Origin of the sequence: Serratia sp. M24T3, assembly GCF_000257645.1 — a bacterium.
Classification (GTDB): domain Bacteria; phylum Pseudomonadota; class Gammaproteobacteria; order Enterobacterales; family Enterobacteriaceae; genus Rouxiella.
Genome location: NZ_AJHJ01000013.1, coordinates 93,102 through 113,734, shown reverse-complemented (window position 1 = coordinate 113,734; position 20,633 = coordinate 93,102). Strand labels below are relative to the sequence as shown.

Genomic DNA, 20,633 nt, shown 5'->3' with positions numbered 1-20,633 from the left:
TTTAAACCTGCACAATCTTGGTTCACGGTTGTTGTTCGTTCAGCGCGATCACAGTTTCGCCATCGCCTGATCAGAGGGGCAAAACGCTGATGATCAGTCTCGATGGCCTCAGAGAATCGACAAATACCTGATTGGTCGCCGTCTGTTTTAATCTTGCCTGACCTTCCGGTTCGCCGCTGTTGGGGTTGCTGTCAAAGCGCGGGAAATTGCTGCTGGCGATGTCCAGGCGAATGCGGTGCCCTTTTTTGAACAAATTACAGGTGGCAAAAGGCGCGATAGTGACTTCGACAATTTCATCGGGTGAAAGCAGCTGCTCTTTTTCCCAACCCTGGCGATAACGACAGCGAATAATTCCGTCAGTGATGTTCATCGCATAGCCCTGCGGATAATCTTTTGAGGGCGGATAAACGTCGACCAGCTTGGCGGTGAAGTCGGTATCGAGCGCCGAGCTGGAAATCCACAGCTTGATAGTCACGTCTCCTGCGACCAATAGATCCTTTTCAAGTTCTGGAGTCTGGAATACCAGCACATCTGCGCGCGCGCTCAACGGTAAATTATCGCCACGCGTGCCGAAAAATTCACTGCTTTCGCGCTGGTCAAACGCGCCGCCCTGAAATACCGGCAAGCCCGAGGTCACGGAACCGCCAATCGTCGGCACTGGGTGATGCGGGTCCGCGAGATAACGCAGCGGGGCGGCAGAGCGGGAGGGTTGCTCGCAAGACAGAGCGCCGTCACGATGTAAAAACAGGGTGGTGGGTTGGCTGCCTTTTAACGGCCATTGATCGCTGTTCAGCCATTTTCCGCCGTGCTGCAAACGCCCGGCATCATTTTTATCGCCGCCACCGCCGCCCATCACAAACACTTCAACCTCGTGCGGTGCCTCTTTGCTGGCCGAATTTTTTAACCAGCGATCGAACCAGTCGAGCCTGCAGGTCATCCAGTCGGCTGCAACGTTGTTATCAAATGCCGCGGCGCGCCCAAACTCGGCGTTGCCGCTAAAGGTGATGTTACGGTCGCCATGCAACCACGGACCCATGATCAATCGCTGTGGGTAGGTTTTGCCCTGACAAAATGCCTTGAAATTATCCAGCGTCGAGCTGACATAAGCGTCGTACCAGCTGGACATAAACATCACCGGCATATCAGGAATTTGCTCAAAACTCTCGGCGGCATAAATCCCGTTTTGTCGCCAATAATCCGAGAATTCGCCCTGCGACCACTGCTCGAACAAATAATTTTCATATTCCGGGACGTGGCGCAGCGGGGAGTGTCCGGGAAACCACGGCATTTGCGCAAACCAGTCGAGAATATTCTCCTGTTCCAATGCCTTGCGAATCAACGGATTTTGCTGCGCCAGCGGGCTTTCCTGCGACCATTTATACGCCCAGGTTGCTTGCTTGAGTTCGAAGGCTCCACCTTGGCGAATGCCGCACTGAAACGCATTATGAAAACCTCCGGAATCCAGCACCATGGTTTTCAAACCGGGTGGATTAAGACAGGCCATCGCCAGCTGGGTATGGGCAGCATACGATAGCCCCATGCTGCCGATATCTCCATTGCACCACTGCTGTTCGATAATCCATTGCAGGGTATCGAAGCCATCGACGCCCTCTGAGGTATATTTTGTGAACACGCCTTCGGAACCATAACAGCCGCGACAGTCCTGAAATACCACCGCATAGCCGCGATTGACCAATGCCTGCGCCATATCGCGACGCGAAAGTTTGCTGCCATCGACATTTACCTCAGAGCGCGACTGCCCGCGTTTGTTATAAGGCGTACGTTCAACCACCACCGGGAAAGGGCCTGAGCCAGCGGGTAAATAAATGTCGGTTGCCAGATTTACACCATCGCGCAGGGTGATCATCACGTTTTCAAGCAGAGTCATTGTGGTTTCAGATTGCATTATCGTTTTCCATCGAAGGATAAGTTAGTAGCCGATGGCGACTGCGACAGTTAGCATCGCAATCGCCAGCGCGGCAAAAATAAGAAACAGCGGCAGCAGAAACTTCGCCCACTGAGTCCATCCCACTTGTGCAGAAGCGAGGAAAATCAGTAGCCCGCTGGAGGTGGGCGTTATCATGTTGGTTAGCCCGTTGCCCATCAGGAAAGCAAACACGGTGGTCTGTGGCGCAACGCCGGAAAGCTGCCCCAGTGGCCCGAGTATCGGCATGGTGACAGCAGCCTGGCCCGAGGTTGAAGGGATCACAATGTCCAGTAACAGCTGGCAGATAAACATGCCGTAAGCCGAAATGTACGGGCCGTGCTGCCCGACCAGCTGCACCAGCGCGTTGATTAAAGTGTCCATCACTTTGCCCTGGCTGAGCACGATTTCAACCGCCGTTGCCAGCCCAATCAGCAATCCGGCAATCAGCACTTTTTTCATCCCGCCGACAAAGGCATCCGCCGACGCGCTGGCACCCATGCCGCTCATTGCCGAGAAAATCATGCTTAAAAACAGGTAGTAGGCCGAGAGTTGGGTGTTTTTCCAATGCCACTGATTGGCGGCAAAAACCATAAAGGCTATGCCAACCAGCAGAGTCGACATCATCAGGCAGTGGCGCAGCGAAAGCGGCTGAGTAGAGAACGAAGTGTCGATCGTGCCGCCAACGGGGCCGTGTCGGCGTATCGCCCATAAAACGAAAGCGACGCCTGTCAGCATAAACAGCACATAGGCCGCCAAACGCATGCTCAGGCCACTAAATATCTGCACCCCAACCAGCGGCTGCGCGATGGAAAGCGCATAAGGATTAGTGACAGACGCCAGATAGCCGACCTTGACGGCGACAGCGACAACCGCCAGCCCGAGAATATTGGGCAAGCCAAGCCGGTTCATCAAGGCCACCACCAGTGGGATGACCAGCAAATACTCTTTCGCCAGCCCCATAAAGGTGCTGCCCGCTGAAAACACCAGCATCAGCGTGGGTACCAGAAAGTAAATATTACCTTTGGTGATACCCAGCAGACGTTCCAGCGAGGCTTCTATCGCGCCCGACTGGTTCAGTACGCCAAACATCCCGCCGATAAACAGTACCATGACGATCAGCCCTGCCTGTTTCACAATCCCCGCTGGGATAGCCATCACGCCGTCAATAATGCCGACCGGCGCGGCTTGTCCCGCGGCTGGAGCTGCTCCGAGACCTAGCATCTGGGTCAGTGAATAATGTTTTTCAATGACCTGATAGGTTCCTGGGATCACCTTTTGACCCTGATGCTGAAACTCCCCCGAGCTGAGTATCCAGGTCATGACGACTGCCACGACCACGATAAACAGTAAAACCAGCGTCGGATTCATTTGCTTGCCGCTGGTGAATTTCTTGTGCGTTGTCAGGCTGGATTCAGTCATGGTGTTGCCCTCTGTTCAAGATAAAACAACCGCTAAAGTGTGCAGTAGGATGAACATCCCAGCTGCGCCGAAATTTGTGCCGCTGCCTGGCTTAGTTGTTCGATGACCTCATCGGCGCTCGGCTCGGCGCGCTGCATAGGTGCGCTCAGACTTAACGCCGCGATACATTCACGGCGGCTATCAAATATCGGCACGGCAAAGGCCCAGACTCCCGGCGTCAGTTCTCCCCGCGAGCGGGCGAGCTGTTGTTGGCGTATCTCTCTTAGCTGAGCGGATAACTGCGCTGGATCTTTTGCCTGTTCGACATATTGGTCCTGTAAAGCCTGCGTGGCGTAGGCCAGCAGCAACTTTCCCGAAGGGCCTTCGCCCAAACGTCGACGATTACCTACCGCGCTTCTCACCTGAAGCGTCTGTTTTGAGGTGCGAGAAATAATCTGAACCACTTCTTCACCCTCGCGCAGGCGAATTTGTAGATTCTCGTTTAGGCGTTCGCTCAGTTGGTCAAGCCACGGTTCTGCCGCGCAGAGCAGCAAGTTCTGGCTTCGAGCACTGATGCCAAGCACCAAAATTTGGTGCCCCAGACGATAAGTCGCCGGATCGCCGCTTTTTTGGACATAGAACCGTGCTTCGAGGGTCGATAGCAGGCGATAAACGCGCGACTTGGTAATACCGCTGCGGCGCGCAATTTCGCTAAGACCGATCCCAGGGCGGTCTGCCAGCAGGTTTAACAGCTGCAAAGCGCCGTCGAGGCTTGCTACGCCAGGCTCATTCATTTTTTTCCTTTTATTATCGGTAGGTTCGTTAGGTGAACCGATGTTTTATTTTTTGTGAAAATAAACATTGCACGTTTTATCAACGATGACAAGTGAGAGCAAAAGGTAAACGCGCGCCAGGTCACAGAGTTTTATTCGGCATTAAGTTGAAGTTTATAGAGGGTAATCAGTGACAGTATTTGAAATGGGGAATGATGGGCTACAAGAGGGAATATTGCTGGCGGATCCAAAAAAATAAAAAAGAGCGGTGATTAGCCGCTCTCAGTTGTGAGCAATCGAAATTATCAGTTTTCAGGCGGTGCTTTGCCGTCTTCAATAAAGTCTTCGTCAATCTCTTCGATATTTTCTTCATTATCGCGACCGGAAAGAATATTCCAGCAGGCAATAAACAGCGCAGCGATGAGTGGACCGATCACAAAGCCGTTAATACCGTAGACTTCCATACCACCCAGCGTGGCGATAAGGATCATGTAGTCAGGCATTTTAGTATCTTTACCTACCAGCAGCGGGCGAAGAATATTATCCACCAGCCCGATGATAACGACAAAGAACACGACCAGGAAAATACCTTGCCACAGCTGGCTGGAGGCGAAGAAGTAAATCGCCGCCGGAACCCAGATAATGGCAGAACCTACCGCCGGAATAAGAGACAGGAAGGCCATTAGCGCGCCCCACAGCAAAACGCCCTCAATACCCGTTATCCAGAACGCCAATCCGCCCAGCGCGCCCTGCACGATGGCGACGATAACGGTGCCTTTAACCGTGGCACGAGATACCGCAGCAAACTTCATAAACAGATGATGTTTAACGGGTTTAGTTAGAGGCAGTGCTTCGAGAATCAGGTTTACCAGATAAGCTCCGTCCTTTAGCAGGAAGAACAGCAAGTACAGCATAATGCCGAAGCCGACCACGAAACTAAAGGTGCCTTTACCGATTAGGAACACGCTGCCAGCCAGATATTGGCTGCCTTTGAGTGCGAAACCAGAGAGCTTTTGCTGAATGCCAGCAGCAGTGTCGAGGTTGTATTCGGCCATTTGGTGCTGCGCCCAGACCGGCAAATGCTGGATAACGTCGGCAATAATAGTTGGAAGCTGAGTATTGTTATGCTGCAGCTTGCTGTAAACCATATTGAACTCAATCGCCAGTGAAGAGGCGATAACCGCCAATGGCGTGAATACAATCAGGCAGATCACCAGCAGTGTCAGCAATGCCGCGATGCCGTTCTTGTCTCCAAGCCAGTCTCGGAACTTGGTTTTTAGCGGATGGAAAATTATCGCTAAAATAGCCGCCCACAGTACGGACGAATAGTACGGCTGTAAAACATCCAGAAACGCCCATGTCACGATGAAAAGTATCAGGATGAAAAATCCCTTGGAAATGCCGCTTAATCTCATGTGTTTCCCCTGAAACTCAATTTAGTCATCGAACTATAGAGTGAAGCTGCCGCTTTGCAACTTTACGACAGTGACTTAAGCACTTCTGACGCAGAAAAAATAACTTAAGTTAAATTATCGCGCGTAATTCTGTTTGAGCCTTCCTTAAGTCAGAAAATACATGTTTTGTGGTTCACAAAAGATTTTAACAGCAGCCCCTGTGGCGTATGCGCATTGGCTTAAAACTAAAATTACGATAAATAATCAACATCCGTAAATTAGTTGATATTTCTGAGCCTAATAAATATTAGAGTCATCTAACCAAAATCCGCTATTTTCTCGAACAATGGGCGGCAGAAGACCCGCAGGCCAGAACGGTGATTAATCAAGCAGCCTTGATCTGGGGTATACTTTTTCTTAATCTTAATTATCACTCAGTGCAGCACAACCTTCCGGGGCGCTCATCCCTGTAAAACGTAGGCGAAAAGCATGAATAATGCAGTTTCTTTACCGATGTATGCGGTAAATCCTCCTGATGTTGACGCGCTATGGTCGGGTTTGCGTGAGCTGATGGCAGAAGAGGGCCTTACTGCTGGCAATGCGTCTTTATCCTGGCCACAAGATTTGATTCAACATTGGCAACAGCCACAGTTGTTGTTAAGCCAAACCTGCGGCTATCCGTTGGTGACCCGTCTAAAAGATGTGCAACCGCTGGGCTGTTTCCACTATTCAGCGCCGGGCTGTGAAGGGTTGGGTTATCGAAGTTTTTTAGTCACGCGCCAGAAAGATATGGGGGCTGGGGTAACCGATTTTCGCCAGCGCGTAGTGGTGTGCAACAGCGAAGATTCGCAGTCGGGTTTTAATGCGCTGCGCAAAATGGTTGAGCCGTTGAGTGAAAACGGCTGCTTCTTTCGTCAGATTATCTTTAGCGGTAGCCATCGCCAATCTTTGCAGGTGATCCAGCAGGGCGAAGCGGATATTGCCGCTATCGACTGCGTGACTTTTGCTTTATTAAAGAAATATCAGCCGCAGGCGCTTGCCCAATTGAAGGTGATCGGTGAAACGCCGCTTACTCCGGGGTTGCCGCTGATTACCGGCCCCAACACTTCTGCCGATCAAATCTTCGGGCTGAGAAAAGCGCTGAAAAGGCTGGTCAGCGAGCCGCGTTATCAGCAGCTCTGCCGCCAGGCGTTGATCACCGGTTTTAGCAAAGTCAGCCGCAAACAGTACGACATCATTCTTTAAGCGCTTATCCTCCCTGCATCAGGCGGCGATATTTCATGTGATCGTTATAAAGCTCATGAAATACCTTATATTTTCGGTCGTAATACTCTTTGATCTTGTTGGTCTGCGGTGTCACCGTCTTGCCGATACGGCTCATGGCCGCCATCGCCTCGGGTAACGATTCATACACTCCCGCAGCCACCGTGCCCATCATTGCGCTGCCTAGCAGCATCGCCTCGCTCTCTTCCGGTAACAGCATCGCGCAGCCGGTCGCGTTGGAGTGCTCCTGAACAAATACCGGATTTTTAGTACCGCCGCCGCTGGCCATCATGGTGTCTATCGCATAGCCGCTGTGATTCATGGTTTCGATAATGTGCCGCGTACCTAGCGCCAGCGCCTGAATGGTCGCTAAATAATGCAGCGCCATATCTTCCGGCGTGCGAGAAAGTTTCAAGCCGGTGAGGGTGCCGGTTAAGGTCGGATTGGCGCGCGGTGAACGGTTGCCGTGGAAGTAGGGCAGCATGTGAATATCCTGGGTCAGGAAAGCAATATTTTCGCGTTCTCCCGCCATCTCGCGCAGCAGCGCATTCAGGGTTTCATAAATTGTTTTACCGCGTTCTTTGCTCTGCTTCAGCAAATCGGCATAACAGGGATGTGACTGAATTACGTGGTCGATAAGTGCGCCGGTGGTCGATTGACCGCCTTCGTTGAGCCAGTAATCCGGCAACAGTGCAGAGAAATAGGGTCCCCAGATGCCGCCAATATAGCGAGCAGATCGCGACATCGCCATGTGTGCGGTCGAAGTACCCCCGATCAGCGCGATACGGCGGTCGAAATCGGCGGTCTCGCCGGATGCGCCGCTTGCGCCAAGAATTCCCAGACTGCCGGCGTGGGCATCGATAATCGATACACTCACTGCGGTGCCCGGCATCAGCCCCAGTTCACGGGCGGCAGTTTTCGTCAGGCCGTGTCCTAGCGGCTGGCCCATGGTTTTCACCTCGCTGCCAATTTTCGCCGCGTTGTTATCCAGCAAATCTTCAAGACCGATCTGCTTGAAATAACTGGTGTCCCAGCGATCTTCGTGGCCGATATAGGTCCATTTACAGACAGTAGAACATAGCGAGCGGGCAGTATCGCTGGTTGCGCGCCAGGTCAGGAAGTCAGGTAAATCAAAAAGATGGCCAACGTTACTCCAGGTAGTCGGCATATGCTGTTTGAGCCATAGCAGCTTCGGTGTCTGCATCTCTGGCGAGATAATGCCGCCTACAAACTCCAATACCCGATGGCCGGTAGCGTTAATGCGTTCGGCCTGTGAAATAGCCCGGTGATCCATCCAGACAATAATGTTTTGCTCGCTGCGACCCGAGGGGCTCACGGTCAGCGGTTTGCCTTCTTTATCCAGCACCACCAGCGAACAGGTGGCATCAAAGCCCATGCCTTTGACCTGAATCGGGTTGATATCTGCCTGATTCATTGCATCTTTTACCGCGTTGCAAACGGCGGCCCAAATTTCATCCGAGGATTGTTCCACAAAATCGGCTTTCGGGCGGTACAAGGTAATGTCGCGGCTGGCCTGACTGACCATGTGTCCCTTCAAATCAAACACGCCTGCGCGAGCACTGCCAGTTCCCACATCCACGCCAATAAAATAACTCGCCATGTTTAGATCCTTATGTCTCTGTAATCAATGTCTTTTAAAGTCGATTATGATTTACGATTCTGTAATGCGATAAACAGGATCAACACGCCGCCCCAGAGCGCCATGGTCAGATAACTGCTGACGCCCATCAGGTTCAGGCCGCTTTCCAGCATCTGCAATACCACCAGCGCCAGCACCAGACCAATCACTCGACCAAAGCCGCCGTCAGGATTGATGCCGCCCAACACCGAGGCCAGAATAGTGACCAGCAGGTAGGAGTCGCCATAACCCGCCTTGGCCGAGTTGAATTTCGACATCATCAGCAGCGCCGCCGCCCAGCCAAACAGCGCCGACAGTACATAGACCACCAGCGTCACGCGATGGGTACTGACACCGCTGAAGCGCGTGGCCTGCTCGTTGGAGCCCATCAGGTACAAACTTCGGCCCAGCGTAGTGTGCTCGAGCACGACCCACAGCAGAAACGCCACCAGTAGAAACAGCACCAGCGCAATAGGTATTCCTAGCAGATTTCCGCTGCTAAGATACTGAATAGCAGATGGAAAACCGGAAATCACCGTTCCTCCGGTAAGCAGGATATTCAGCCCGGCAATCAGGGTCATAGTGCCCAATGAGGCGAGAATGGGTGAGACGCCAATGTAGGCAATCAGCGAGCCGTTAAGCAGGCCAATCACGATTGCCACGGCGATACCCGCCAGCATTGCCAGCGCAAAATACAGCGGCTGATCAGGGTGGGCGACCAGAATAGCCGCCATCACCAGTGAGCAGGCGTTGGCTCCGGCGATTACCGACAGATTAATGCCGCCGGTTAACATGGTTATGCCCATTCCCAGTGCCAGCATGCCAAGGATCGGCAGTTGCGAAGAGATGGACTGGAAGTTGCCAAGACTAAAGAAACTTTTACCCAGCGTGAACGAGAACAGCAGGGCGACGGCAATAATGATCAACACCTGCAAACGGATGATTCTGTCAGCGGGGATAAAGCGGGTTAATGTGCTCATGTTAAATACCCTTCGCCAGTTTGCGTTTTTCATTCCACGCGGTGCTGCTGATGCTGACCAGAATGATCACTCCGCTAAACACCTGATGCCAGTAAGAGGAGATCGACAGCAGCGTCAGACCGTTTTGCAGGAAGGCCAGCAGCATCACGCCGAGAATGGTGCCGGTCAGCGAACCGCGACCGCCGGTCATGCTGGTGCCGCCCAATACCACGGCCGCCAGTACTGTTAGCTCAAAGCCCAACAGCGAATTTGGCGCTACCGATTGGGTGATTTGCGCTTGCACCACGGCGGCAATGCCCGCCAGCAGCCCCATAAAACCGTAAACGTAAAAGTGTAATCGCAGAATGTTCAGGCCCAGCCGCGATGCTGCATCGCGATTGCTGCCCATGGCATAGATTTGCCGACCAATACGGGTGCGGTTCATTAGCACGCCAGTGGCGATAATCACCGCCGCCAGGCTGAGCAGCGGCAGCGTCAGGCCGTAATCGTTGCCGTCGGAAGCGGTGAACGAGAACCAGTTTATGCCGTTCATAAACCAGTCGGGGAAGCCGTACAGCCAGGTACCGTCGGTGAAATACACCAGCAGGCCGTAGTAAAGATTTAGCGTCGCAATGGTGATGATGATTGCCGGCACGCGTAACCAATAGACCAGAAAACCGTTGACCAATCCGAGCAACAGCCCGACGCCCATCGCCATCGCGAAAGCCACCGGGAAGCTGCCGCCGTGATGAATGATGTAGCTCGCCATTACATATTGACCCATCGAGGTCATCGCCGGAAACGAAATGTCGATCCCTCCAGCGATCAGCACTACGAACAGGCCGCAGGCTAGAATCCCCAGAATGGCATAGCTGGTGGCGACATCGGTGAGGTTGCCGATGGTCAGAAATTCTTTGGTGCTGATGCTCAGGCCAACCGCCAGTAATAGCACCAGCACCCCAAGCCAAAACTCATGATAAGAGAGGGCTTTAGATAAATGATTACGCATTGATCACCTCCGCAATCTGCTGTTCGCTACACTGGTGCGGCGAGAACTCGGCGACCAGCTCACCTTTGCGCATGACCAACACGCGGTGGCTGTTGTAATAGGCCTCCGGGATTTCGTCGCAAATCATCAGCACCGCCATGCCCGACTCGGCAAGATCGCGGGCAATTCGGTAAATCCCTTCTTTATTAGCGATATCAACGCCAACCGTGGGGGAGTCGAGGATCAGAATATGTGGCTCGGTGGCGACCCATTTGGCGATGGCGATGCGCTGTGCGTTACCGCCGGACAGTGTTTTCACCGGCAGCGCACTGTCAGAGACCTTGATATTCAGATCACGGATCAGATCGTTAACCACCGATTTAGCTTTGCGATGATTCATCAGTCCGCTGGGTTTTTGCAGCTTGTTGAAGATCGAAACCAGTGTGTTGTCGTAGATCGACTGCTCCATAATCAGCCCTTGAGTCAGGCGATCCTCGGAAACATAGGCGATGCCATTGCGAATCGCGTCACGGTTGCTGCGAAAACTCACCGGCTTGCCATTAATGCGGATCTCGCCGCTGTCGGGGCGGGTCATGCCGAACAGGCTGAGGCACAGCTCGGTTCGCCCGGAGCCGAGCAGTCCAACGATTGAGGTGATCTCGCCCTGACGCAGCGACAGGGAAATATCCTGATATTGCCCGGCGCGGCTAAGGTGACTGACTTCCAGCAGCGGCGTGACTTCAGCGGGCGCGCGATGGGGCAGGTGGCTGTAGCTGAAACGCTGGCCTGTCATGAGAAACGCGAGCTCATTGCTGTCAAGTTCGCTGGCTGGATAGGTGCCGACCAGCTTGCCATCTCGCATCACGCTGATTCTATCGGCGACTTCCATGACTTCATCGAGGCGATGGCTGACAAACACTACGCAAATATTGGCCGCTTTAAGCTCGTTCACGACTCGCAACAGGCCATTGACCTCGGTACGCGTCAGCGAGGCGGTGGGTTCATCCATGATAACCAGGCTGGCGTCGGCGGCGATGGCGCGACAGATAGCGACCAGTTGGCGATCGGCGATCGACAGTTTTTCAACTTTGCGATCTGGATCCAGCGCCACGCCAACGCGTTTCATCGCCGCCAGAGCTTTTTGGCGCATTGCGTCTTTATGCACCCAGAAATCGCCGCCGGGTAAATAACGGTGAATGGCAATATTCTCGGCTACCGATAAATTAGGGAATAACGATAAATCCTGATAAATCACCTGAATGCCGTAAAAAGAAGACAGCTGCGGGGTTAGCGAATGGAATAATTTGCCATCCAGCATAATTGCCGCGCCTTTTTCAGGCTGATAAACCCCGGAGATAACTTTAATAATTGTGCTCTTTCCGCAGCCATTTTGCCCGGCCAGACAGTGAACCTCGCCCTTATTCAAAGTCAGAGTGACGTTATCCAGCGCTAATACGCCGGGAAATTTTTTACTGATATGTTCGAGGCTGATTAATGCCTCGGATGAGGAAGCAGAATGACTCTGGCTGGAGTCAAGCGTCGCAATATTATTCATCGACATTTTCCTTACTGCACTGGTGATATATCGATGCGGGTTAGGCATCGATATATTAAATAACCTACTAAAAATAACTAACTGTAATTTTAAAAAACCGTGCCGAAGCGATTATTATTTTAGAAGCCCAGGCTTTTGGCATTATCTGCCGAAACTTCAAGAATACGGTTAAAGCGGATCACGCCGGTATCCATATCGACGTCGGCTTTGCCCAGGCCGTCAATAGTCAGATCCTTGGTGACTGCCTTACCCTGTAGCATTTGATCTGCCAGACTCACCAGCGCGAAACCCGCGTCTTTCGGGTCCCACAGCAGCACTTTTTTGATATCACCGCGAACCAGATACGGCGCGGCCTGCGCTGGCATGGCTATGCCGACGACGGCAACTTTATTCTTGGCGCGTTTTTGCTGAATCGCCTGACCTGCACCAATTGGGCCTAATGAACCAAATCCAATAATCCCTTTCAGATCCGGATAGGCTTTCATTAAGTCGAGAGTAGTGGAATAGGACTTATCAATACTTTCAGCCACCGGCAGGCGCGAGGTGACTTCATGCATATCGGGATATTTTTCTTTTTGATATTTAATCGCGGTATCGGCCCAGGCATTATGCAATGGCACAGTCAGTGAACCGACATAAATAGCGTAGCCTCCTTTACTGTCCATAGCTTTTGCCAGCGCATCCATATTGGCTTCGGCATATTTCTGGCTGTCGATGGTTTCAATATCCCATTGGCCAATTCGCTGGTCGGGAGATTCATTGGTCAATACCACAATTCCGGCCTCACGAGCTTTTTTAAGCACCGGTTCTAATACTTTGGCATCATTTGGCACCACAATAATCGCGTCGACTTTTTTAGCGATCAAATCCTCAATGACTTTTACCTGTTGTGCCGGATCTGGCGTAGAAGCGCCGACTTCATAGGCATTAACGTTTAATTTGGTAGCGGCTTCTTTTACCCCGACTTCCATACGTGTGAACCATGGAATACCGGTGACTTTAGCGACGACGGCAATATCGTAAGGCTTGGCGGCAAAGCTTGGCGTTGAGATCAACATGCATGCTGAAATTACACATGCACTGATTAATGCGTGGTTAAATTTCATGGCTGTACCTTTGTTATGTGTAGGGTGGTTATTTTTTCCACACAGCGAGATTAACAAAGGTCGAACTGGCCCATCGTTTAAAAGTTAACAATGTGTGATAAAAGCCCGTTATTGTTATTATTTATAATAAATAATGTTAATTTATGGTTAAATTTAATCTCGAATGACGCTAACTCATCCACCAAATCAATGCCATCATGTTAAATTATTAGATATTTAGATCATTAATTTAACTTTTACTTAACAATTGAGCTTGTTTTGCTGCTTCTTGCTGGGTGAAGAATGGCGGCTTTTAAAAATGAATTCGTAAACTGTGAGAACTATCACGCGCCATCGACAGCACGGGCAGAGTATCCGCAGTCAACGGGCCTGGTCTACACTGGGGTAAAGCCGTGCCTTCAATCTAACAAATACAGAGGAAGTGTTATGAGTTATCAACCACCTAAAGTCTGGACCAATAACGAACTTGGCGGCGCATGGGGCAAGCTTAACCGCCCCGTGGCTGGCGCGACTCACGAGAAAACACTGCCCGTCGGCAAACATCCATTGCAGCTCTATTCCCTGGGCACGCCCAACGGCCAGAAAGTGACTATTTTGCTGGAAGAACTGCTGGCGCTGGGTGTGACAGGGGCGGAGTATGACGCGCATCTGATCCGCATCAACGAGGGCGATCAGTTCTCCTCAGGATTTGTCGATGTTAATCCAAACTCCAAGATCCCCGCGCTGCTTGACGTTTCCGGCGACGAACCGGTGCGAGTGTTTGAATCCGGCGCAATCCTGCTTTATTTGGCCGATAAGTTTGGTTTCTTCCTGCCAAAAGATCGCGCCAAGCGCACCGAAGCCCTGAACTGGTTGTTCTGGTTGCAAGGTTCTGCGCCATACGTCGGCGGCGGTTTTGGTCATTTTTATCACTATGCGCCGGAAAAAATCGAATACGCCATTAACCGCTTCACCATGGAAGCCAAGCGCCATCTGGACCTGCTCGACAAGCAGCTGGCCGAGCACCGCTTTATCGCCGGTGACGAATACACAATCGCCGATATTGCTATCTGGCCGTGGTACGGCGCTTTGGTTAATGGCCTGCTTTACGAGGCGGCAGAGTTTATCGATGCCAAGTCTTACACTAACCTGCTTCGCTGGACCAATGAGATTGAAGCTCGACCAGCAGTCGCGCGTGGACGTATCGTCAACCGCACCTGGGGGGAGAAACAACTGGCTGAACGCCATGATGCAGCGGATTTTACGGCGCTGGGTCTCTAAGTCTTAATTTAATCACCGCGTGAATGAATGCTTCCTCGGACCTTGAACTGCGAAAGAGTTTTGAACTGCGCATACAAAGTCTGAGGAGGCATTTTATTTTCATTTTACACTCTGCTTTACAGATACCTTCTCAGACCCTCGATTAAACAAAGCAGCGCCGGATTTACCAAGGCACGACTTTCCCCTGATAATCCAGATAATGTAGTCCCGGAACGCCTGAATAGGTCTCGATAGTTTTCACTAGATTTGGAATACTTTCATCAATGGTCAGGCGCGCCTGTGGCCCTCCCATATCGGTTTGCACCCAACCCGGTGCCATCAGCAGCAAGGTACGCGGGTCTTCACTATGGCGGGCGGCGAAGCTGCGCATAAACATATTCAGCGCCGCTTTACTGCCGCGATAAACTTCATAATTGCCGTTGGTATTATTGGTCAGACTGCCCTGACCCGATGACATAATGCCAATTGAACCCGTCGGCGGCACCAAATCTTCAAATTTCTCAATCACTCGCAGCGGGCTGAGTGCGTTGGTCACCATCACGCGAATAAATTCCTCTGTCGAAACATCGGCAATCGTTTCTCCGTCGGCATTTTTAACCCCGGCGTTGACGAACAGCAGGTCAATCTGGCGGTTTCCTAACCTTTCATGCAGCGCATCGACGTCTTGCGGCACCGTGATATCGGCGGTCTCAACCTCAAGCTGCTGCGGCCAGACTTTCTGCAGTTGCAACAGCTTATCTGTTGATAAAGCTCGCCCGGTGGCGATCACTTTCGCGCCATGCTTGAGATATTCTTCCGCCATTGCGAAGCCGAGACCGCGCGAGGCGCCGATAAGCAAAACGGTTTTCTGTACAGAATCTGTTGTCATCTCTATTTCCTCTGGAGGGTTACTTAAGCAGGATTGCTGCCGGTTGAGAAACTTTACGCCTGTCTCAGATAAGGCGGAAGACGCAGCATTTGCATTGATAAGCTGCATAGAGCGCCTTTCAAGTTTTCGGCGAGGGCATTAGTATGGCTCAGGCGCAAAGAGACCAAAATCCGCTTTCTGGCAAAGTGATTTCTCACTTGAAAAGGCAGGCCCATGACTGAACCCGATCTGAATTTACTGATTGCTCTCGCCCCGCTGTTGGCAGAAAGAAGTGTAGCAGGCGCGGCTCGCCGTCTGGGATTAAGTGCCTCGGCGATGAGTCGAACGCTGGGGCGTTTGCGCGAGGCAACCGGCGATCCTTTGCTGGTACGAGCAGGGCGAAATATGGTGTTGACGCCTTACGCCGAGGAGATCCGCGAGCGCACGCATCATGTTTTGGCCGAGGCGCGAGCGGTTCTAAGCCCGTCGAAGGCCGAGCTGGATTTAACCACGCTGGACCGCACTTTTACCCTGCGAGCCAATGACGGTTTCGTTGAGGCTTTCGGCGCGGCGCTGATTGCGGCTGCGGTCAAGGCGGCACCGCGCGTGCGGCTGCGTTTTGCGCCCAAGCCGGAGAAGAGCGACCGGCCTTTGCGCGAAGGTTTGGTCGATCTCGAAATTGGCGTCTTGGGGGAAATGGGGCCGGAAATCCGCTTGCAGGCACTGTTCAGGGATCGTTTTATCGGTGTCGTGCGTAAAGGGCACACTCTCGAAAATCGTCGGGAAATTACCGCCCAAGATTATGCTGCCTGCGATCACGTTGTCGCGACGCGCAGTGGTAAAGCCAGCGGACCCGTGGATGAAGCGCTGGCAGAGCTGGGGTTGCAGCGCAATATTGCCGCCGTGGTATCGAGCTTTCATTCCGCGCTGGCGGTGGCAAGAGGGTCTGACCTGGTCGCTCTGGTGCCGGCGTCTTTTCTGAATTATCTGTCGGAAGAGGGAACAGCAGCCAGCTTCTACGCCTTTGAGTTACCGGTTAAAACGCAAAGTATTACTGTGTCTCAGATGTGGCATCCGCGTTCTGAGGTCGATTCGGCACATCGTTGGTTACGCCAGTTGGTGCACGCAACATTAGTGAACGGCAGTGCTACCACGTAGCATAAGCTGGGTCGGCAATGTGCTGTTCTCTTCCACCTCTTCTCCCTGAATGGCCTGGAGGATCAGTTTGCCGGTCAGCGTGCCCATCTGCTTGTAAGGGATCGCCACGGTAGTCAGTGCCGGTGAGCAAACTTGCGCGATATCGCCGTCGCCCAGACCGGCGATCGCCAGCTGTGCCGGTACTGAAATGCCCTTTTTGTGGCAGGCGGCGATGGCTCCGCTGGCCAGCTCGTCCGACGTACAAATCAGCAGGTCAAGCTCGGGCCAGTTCAGCAAAATTTCGGGCAGCAATTGCTGGCCGGTTTGAACCGTTGGCGGTAAGGAAGTGCTAACCACTCGATGCGGTGACTGGTTTAGAGACAGCATGGCAGAGTGCCAGCCGCTAAGAATTTGTTGCACCATATGATGTTCGTGGGCGGCGCACAGCAGAGCAATGTTGTGAAAGCCTTTCAATGCCAGCGCATTAATCAGCTGCTTGATTGCCAAACCAAAATTAGTGCCGATATTGATGCCAAGCGGGGTGGCGATAGTGCCGCCGACCTGAACCACCGGAATAGTCGACTTTAGCAACAGATTATTGCTCTCCTCGCTGCTATCGAACTGATACATCACCATCGCGGCAGGGTTATAAGACAGCATCATTTCAACCAGCCTTGACTCATCGGCGGCGGTAAAATGATCCTCCGCGAGGATCATATTGTAGCCTTTAGGTTTCAATACCTGATGCAGCGCTTCGGAAAACTGCGAACAACCGGGCGTGCTGGTGGAAGGCACCACCAAAGTAACCAGACGTGAGGTTGACGAGGCCAGATTACTGGCGGCCAGATTAGGCACGTAACCGAGTTCGCTGATCGCCGCCTCAATTTTTTCTCTCACCTGCGGCGACACTTTTTCCGGCTCTCTAAGCACGCGCGAAACGGTCATCGTACTGACGCCGGTCATTCTTGCGACGTCGGCCAGAGTACTCTTCCCTGAGTTTCGCCGTTGTTTTGCCTTCATTTTTTCCCCTGTCGTCTGATGCGCAATAGTGCCGCGATCGCCTGGACCTTTTTTACGCCTGTCGGCAATTATAGTCGATAGACTTTATAATTGTTAGCGTTAACATTGTGTTATCGAATTGCGTGTTAGCGCTAACAGCTTTTGCGATTCCCATCACAGAAAACAATCGGATGCATCACATATACTCCTGAAAACGTTTAATCAGTGAGGTTCCCATGCTCGCCAAATGGCTAACAGCAGACCGGGTCAAAATCGTGGAACAGACCGCTGGATGGCGTGATGCTGTCCGGCTATCCGCCGCGCCTTTATTGGCCGCCGGAGCCATTTCTCCCTGCTACGTCGAGGCCATTTTCGCTTCGCACGAGAAGCTGGGTCCTTACTACGTGATCGCGCCGGGGCTGGCGATGCCGCATGCCAGACCGGAAGAGGGGGGGATTACCCCCGGGCTATCATTGCTGTATGTCAAACAAGGCGTGCATTTCGAATCGGAGGAAAACGATCCGGTGTATGTCGTGGTGATGCTGTGCGCCATCAACGGCGAGGAACATCTGGAGATGATTTCACATCTGGCAGAGCTGTTCAGTGATGAAGATGACTTCCAGGCATTAATTAAGGCCGATACCTATCCGGCACTGAATGCACTAATCCAAAAATACTAATCGACGGTGTGAGAACAAAATGAAAAAGATCCTGATTGTTTGCGGTAATGGTTTGGGCAGTAGCTTTATTGTTGAAATGAACGTCAAGAAAATCATTAAAGAACTGGGAAAAGAGGCTGAAGTTAGCCACACAGATTTAAGCTCGGCCAAGTCTGAAGCCGCGGATATTTATATCGGCTCAAATGAAATTATAGCCAGCCTCGACGACGGAAAACGCACGGTGTTTGGTCTGAATAATTTACTGGATAATGCAAAAATAAAAGAAATCCTAAGCAATAATTTATAACTTTTATAACGATAAATCACTGAACTCTCAGGCTGCCATCCGGCCGCCGCTATGACCCTGTGTCTGAAAGCCGGGCTTAGAAAAAAGAAATTCAGCGGCATAATATTACCGATTATTTGGAGTCTTTTATGCTCAGTTTTATTATTAATGATGTTCTAGGGACACCTGCTATTCTTGTCGGCCTGTTTTCATTAATTGGCCTGTTATTACAGAAGAAATCTTTCTCCGATACTATTTCAGGCACCCTGAAAACGATTATGGGGTTCCTGATTTTAATTGCCGGTGCAGGGGTTATTGCCACCACGCTAACCAGCTTCAGTGAGTTATTTGTTCACTCGTTTAATATTCAAGGCATAGTGCCAAATAACGACGTAGTGTCGGCGATTGCACAGAAAAACTTCGGCACCTCAACCGCGATGATTATGATATTGGGCATGCTGTTCAATATTCTATTTGCGCGACTCACGCCGCTGAAATACATCTTCCTGACCGGGCACCACACGCTTTATATGGCGGCGATGCTGGCGGTTATTTTAGCGACCGGTGGTATGAGCGGTTTCCCGCTGGTACTGACTGGCGCGCTGATCCTCGGTGCGCTGATGGTGATATCGCCAGCCATTCTGCAGCCGTTCACCCGTAAAATTACCGGCAGCGACGATTTTGCGCTAGGCCATTTCGGATCAACGGGTTATCTGTGCGCGGCGCTGGTCGGTAAACTTATTGGCAAGGGCAGTCGCTCTACTGAAGAGTTTAAGGTGCCCAAGCATCTGAAATTCCTTCATGACTCATCGATAGCCATTGCGCTGACCATGACAATTCTGTTCATTGTGCTGGTGTTGGTCGCTGGCAAAGAGTTTACCGAAACTCAGGTTAGCGGTGGGCAGAACTATATTATCTTTGCGATTATTCAGGCGATTACCTTCGCTGCGGGCGTATACATCATTTTGGCCGGTGTGCGTATGGTTATTGCCGAGATCGTACCGGCGTTTAAAGGCATTGCCGATAAAGTCGTAAAAGACGCCAAGCCCGCTCTCGACTGCCCGACGGTATTCCCGTTTGCGCCGAACGCGGTGATTATCGGTTTCCTGAGTAGCTTCTGCGCGGGTCTGATTTGTATGTTCTTCTTCCCGATGTTGGGGCTGAGCATTATTGTTCCCGGCTTGGTGCCGCATTTTTTCTGCGGCGCAACCGCGGGAGTTTACGGTAATGCAACCGGCGGGCGTCGCGGGGCTATTGTCGGCGCTTTCGTCAATGGCCTGATTATCTCCTTTCTGCCCGCGATTCTGCTCTCGGTGCTCGGCGGCCTGTCGAATTCAACCACCTTTGGCGATGCCGACTTTGGGGTTGTGGGCATCATTCTCGGCAAGTTGATGAGCGCGTTTCACTAAGTGAATAGGGGGATTCATTCCCCCTTTTGCTGAAAAAAATTCAGCAGCAGTTGCCACAGATGATGCGCCGCTGGAGTAAACCGCCGGTCGGAATTACGCAGCAGGTGGCACTGCGCCTCGCTGGCTATTGGATGGTCGATAGGTACTGCGACCAGAATGTTATGTTCGATGCGTTCGCCCGCCGCCTGGGCGCTCATAAATGAAATTCCCATGCCCGAAATGCTCAGGCTCATGGCGGTTGAAAACAGGTTGCAGCGGTAAGCCGGGGTAAACAAATAGCCCTGACTCTGGAACATTGCGTTCATATGTCGCTGTAAACCAAACGTTTCACTCAGCGAGATCAACCGATGCTTGCTCAGTTCCTCGATAGTCACCGTTTTTAATTTTGCGACCGGATGTTGCGGATTGACCACCGCGCAAATCGGCCCCCACGGGAAGCTATGACGTTTCAGTTCTGGGTTGCCAATTGGCCCAAACGCCAGCGCCATATCTGCCTCGCCCTGCACAATAGACGCAAGCGTTTCCTGCATATTGCCCGCCACAATCTCGACAAACACGTTGGGATAAGAGGCGGCAAAAGTCTTCAGCACGTTTTCGACAAAAGTATCGACCAGACCCGCGCCAACGCGAATAGTGATCGCACCGCCTTTCATATAGCGCAGATCTTTTAAATGGCGCTCTAGCCGCGTGCGCCGTTCACGGCTTTCAAAGAAATCATCGGCCAGCAATTTTCCGGCCTCAGTCAACACCACGGTACGGCCTTTACGCTCGAGCAGAGGCAGTTGCAAATTGCGTTCCAGCAGGGAAATTTGGCGACTGATCACTGAGGCGTTAATCCCCAGAATATCTGCGGCTCGACGAATACCGCCCTGAATGCCGACTTCATACAAATAGCTGATTTGTTTTTCGTGAAACAGCTGGCTCATTTTTTGCGCTCGCGAGTGTTGCCCATAGGTCAACAATATAGTTATTGAATGGACATTTAACTAGCCCGTTAGGTTGGTGATAATCGAAATAGACTAATAAACCGTCGC

Annotated in this window: 18 protein-coding genes and 1 pseudogene; 7 read left to right on the top strand and 12 right to left on the bottom strand. The window is 51.9% G+C overall.

The features are described from left to right. Positions 1-70 precede the first annotated feature (70 nt). The 4 genes from SPM24T3_RS12620 to SPM24T3_RS12605 all read right to left on the bottom strand — a co-directional run bounded on the left by SPM24T3_RS12620 (position 71) and on the right by SPM24T3_RS12605 (position 5,513). The gene (locus SPM24T3_RS12620; RefSeq protein WP_009637148.1) at positions 71-1,906 is read right to left on the bottom strand and encodes a CocE/NonD family hydrolase; all 1,836 of its coding nucleotides are present in this window, start codon (positions 1,904-1,906) and stop codon (positions 71-73) included. 24 nt (positions 1,907-1,930) lie between these two features. Then, on the bottom strand, positions 1,931-3,346 hold the full coding sequence (locus SPM24T3_RS12615; RefSeq protein ID WP_009637147.1) for a YfcC family protein: 1,416 nt from the start codon (positions 3,344-3,346) through the stop codon (positions 1,931-1,933). A 32-nt stretch (positions 3,347-3,378) separates the two neighbouring features. Then, entirely contained in the window at positions 3,379-4,119 is a 741-nt protein-coding gene (locus SPM24T3_RS12610; protein WP_009637146.1) for an IclR family transcriptional regulator, read from the bottom strand. Between the two features lie 284 nt (positions 4,120-4,403). Beyond that, on the bottom strand, positions 4,404-5,513 hold the full coding sequence (locus SPM24T3_RS12605; protein ID WP_009637145.1) for an AI-2E family transporter: 1,110 nt from the start codon (positions 5,511-5,513) through the stop codon (positions 4,404-4,406). A gap of 296 nt (positions 5,514-5,809) precedes the next feature. On the opposite strand from SPM24T3_RS12605, the pseudogene SPM24T3_RS25900 reads away from it, so the two are divergent. Further along, positions 5,810-5,950, top strand: a pseudogene (locus SPM24T3_RS25900) (fatty acid desaturase); the annotation flags it as partial. Between the two features lie 31 nt (positions 5,951-5,981). Further along, entirely contained in the window at positions 5,982-6,737 is a 756-nt protein-coding gene (locus tag SPM24T3_RS12600; protein WP_009637144.1) for a phosphate/phosphite/phosphonate ABC transporter substrate-binding protein, read from the top strand. A 4-nt stretch (positions 6,738-6,741) separates the two neighbouring features. On the opposite strand, the gene SPM24T3_RS12595 is transcribed toward SPM24T3_RS12600, so the two are convergent. The 5 genes from SPM24T3_RS12595 to SPM24T3_RS12575 form a co-directional block, all read right to left on the bottom strand. Continuing rightward, on the bottom strand, positions 6,742-8,376 hold the full coding sequence (locus SPM24T3_RS12595) for an FGGY-family carbohydrate kinase (RefSeq protein ID WP_009637143.1): 1,635 nt from the start codon (positions 8,374-8,376) through the stop codon (positions 6,742-6,744). A gap of 44 nt (positions 8,377-8,420) precedes the next feature. Continuing rightward, positions 8,421-9,374: an ABC transporter permease gene (locus tag SPM24T3_RS12590; protein ID WP_009637142.1), complete on the bottom strand. Its 954-nt coding sequence runs from the start codon at positions 9,372-9,374 to the stop codon at positions 8,421-8,423. 1 nt (position 9,375) lies between these two features. Further along, positions 9,376-10,362, bottom strand: a complete 987-nt coding sequence (locus SPM24T3_RS12585) for an ABC transporter permease (protein WP_009637141.1) — start codon at positions 10,360-10,362, stop codon at positions 9,376-9,378. After that, positions 10,355-11,896 carry a sugar ABC transporter ATP-binding protein gene (locus SPM24T3_RS12580; RefSeq protein ID WP_009637140.1) on the bottom strand — a complete coding sequence of 514 codons (1,542 nt, stop codon included), beginning with the start codon at positions 11,894-11,896 and terminating at the stop codon, positions 10,355-10,357. Before SPM24T3_RS12580 ends, SPM24T3_RS12585 begins: the two co-directional genes overlap by 8 nt. 119 nt (positions 11,897-12,015) lie before the next feature. After that, complete coding sequence (locus SPM24T3_RS12575) at positions 12,016-13,002, bottom strand: autoinducer 2 ABC transporter substrate-binding protein (RefSeq protein WP_009637139.1); 987 nt, start codon at positions 13,000-13,002, stop codon at positions 12,016-12,018. Positions 13,003-13,428: 426 nt separating this feature from the next. Here SPM24T3_RS12575 and yghU point away from each other — a divergent pair, with 426 nt between their 5' ends. After that, the gene (gene yghU / locus SPM24T3_RS12570; RefSeq protein ID WP_009637138.1) at positions 13,429-14,262 is read left to right on the top strand and encodes a glutathione-dependent disulfide-bond oxidoreductase; all 834 of its coding nucleotides are present in this window, start codon (positions 13,429-13,431) and stop codon (positions 14,260-14,262) included. A 163-nt stretch (positions 14,263-14,425) separates the two neighbouring features. Here yghU and SPM24T3_RS12565 read toward each other — a convergent pair whose 3' ends face one another. Continuing rightward, positions 14,426-15,130, bottom strand: a complete 705-nt coding sequence (locus SPM24T3_RS12565; protein WP_009637137.1) for an SDR family NAD(P)-dependent oxidoreductase — start codon at positions 15,128-15,130, stop codon at positions 14,426-14,428. A 213-nt stretch (positions 15,131-15,343) separates the two neighbouring features. Between SPM24T3_RS12565 and SPM24T3_RS12560 the strand changes: the two genes are divergently transcribed. Next, positions 15,344-16,267 (top strand): LysR family transcriptional regulator, encoded by a 924-nt coding sequence (locus SPM24T3_RS12560; protein ID WP_009637136.1) that lies wholly within the window; start codon positions 15,344-15,346, stop codon positions 16,265-16,267. Here the strand turns inward: SPM24T3_RS12560 and SPM24T3_RS12555 are convergent. Further along, positions 16,241-17,266, bottom strand: a complete 1,026-nt coding sequence (locus tag SPM24T3_RS12555; protein WP_009637135.1) for a LacI family DNA-binding transcriptional regulator — start codon at positions 17,264-17,266, stop codon at positions 16,241-16,243. The two genes, SPM24T3_RS12560 and SPM24T3_RS12555, sit on opposite strands and share 27 nt — an antisense overlap. Before the next feature lie 215 nt (positions 17,267-17,481). On the opposite strand from SPM24T3_RS12555, the gene SPM24T3_RS12550 reads away from it, so the two are divergent. From SPM24T3_RS12550 to SPM24T3_RS12540, 3 genes are all read left to right on the top strand, one after another. Then, positions 17,482-17,925: a PTS sugar transporter subunit IIA gene (locus tag SPM24T3_RS12550; RefSeq protein WP_009637134.1), complete on the top strand. Its 444-nt coding sequence runs from the start codon at positions 17,482-17,484 to the stop codon at positions 17,923-17,925. A 19-nt stretch (positions 17,926-17,944) separates the two neighbouring features. After that, entirely contained in the window at positions 17,945-18,211 is a 267-nt protein-coding gene (locus SPM24T3_RS12545; RefSeq protein WP_009637133.1) for a PTS sugar transporter subunit IIB, read from the top strand. A gap of 128 nt (positions 18,212-18,339) precedes the next feature. Continuing rightward, the gene (locus SPM24T3_RS12540; protein WP_009637132.1) at positions 18,340-19,599 is read left to right on the top strand and encodes a PTS ascorbate transporter subunit IIC; all 1,260 of its coding nucleotides are present in this window, start codon (positions 18,340-18,342) and stop codon (positions 19,597-19,599) included. Positions 19,600-19,613: 14 nt separating this feature from the next. Here SPM24T3_RS12540 and SPM24T3_RS12535 read toward each other — a convergent pair whose 3' ends face one another. Further along, complete coding sequence (locus SPM24T3_RS12535) at positions 19,614-20,525, bottom strand: LysR family transcriptional regulator (RefSeq protein ID WP_009637131.1); 912 nt, start codon at positions 20,523-20,525, stop codon at positions 19,614-19,616. Positions 20,526-20,633 lie beyond the last annotated feature (108 nt).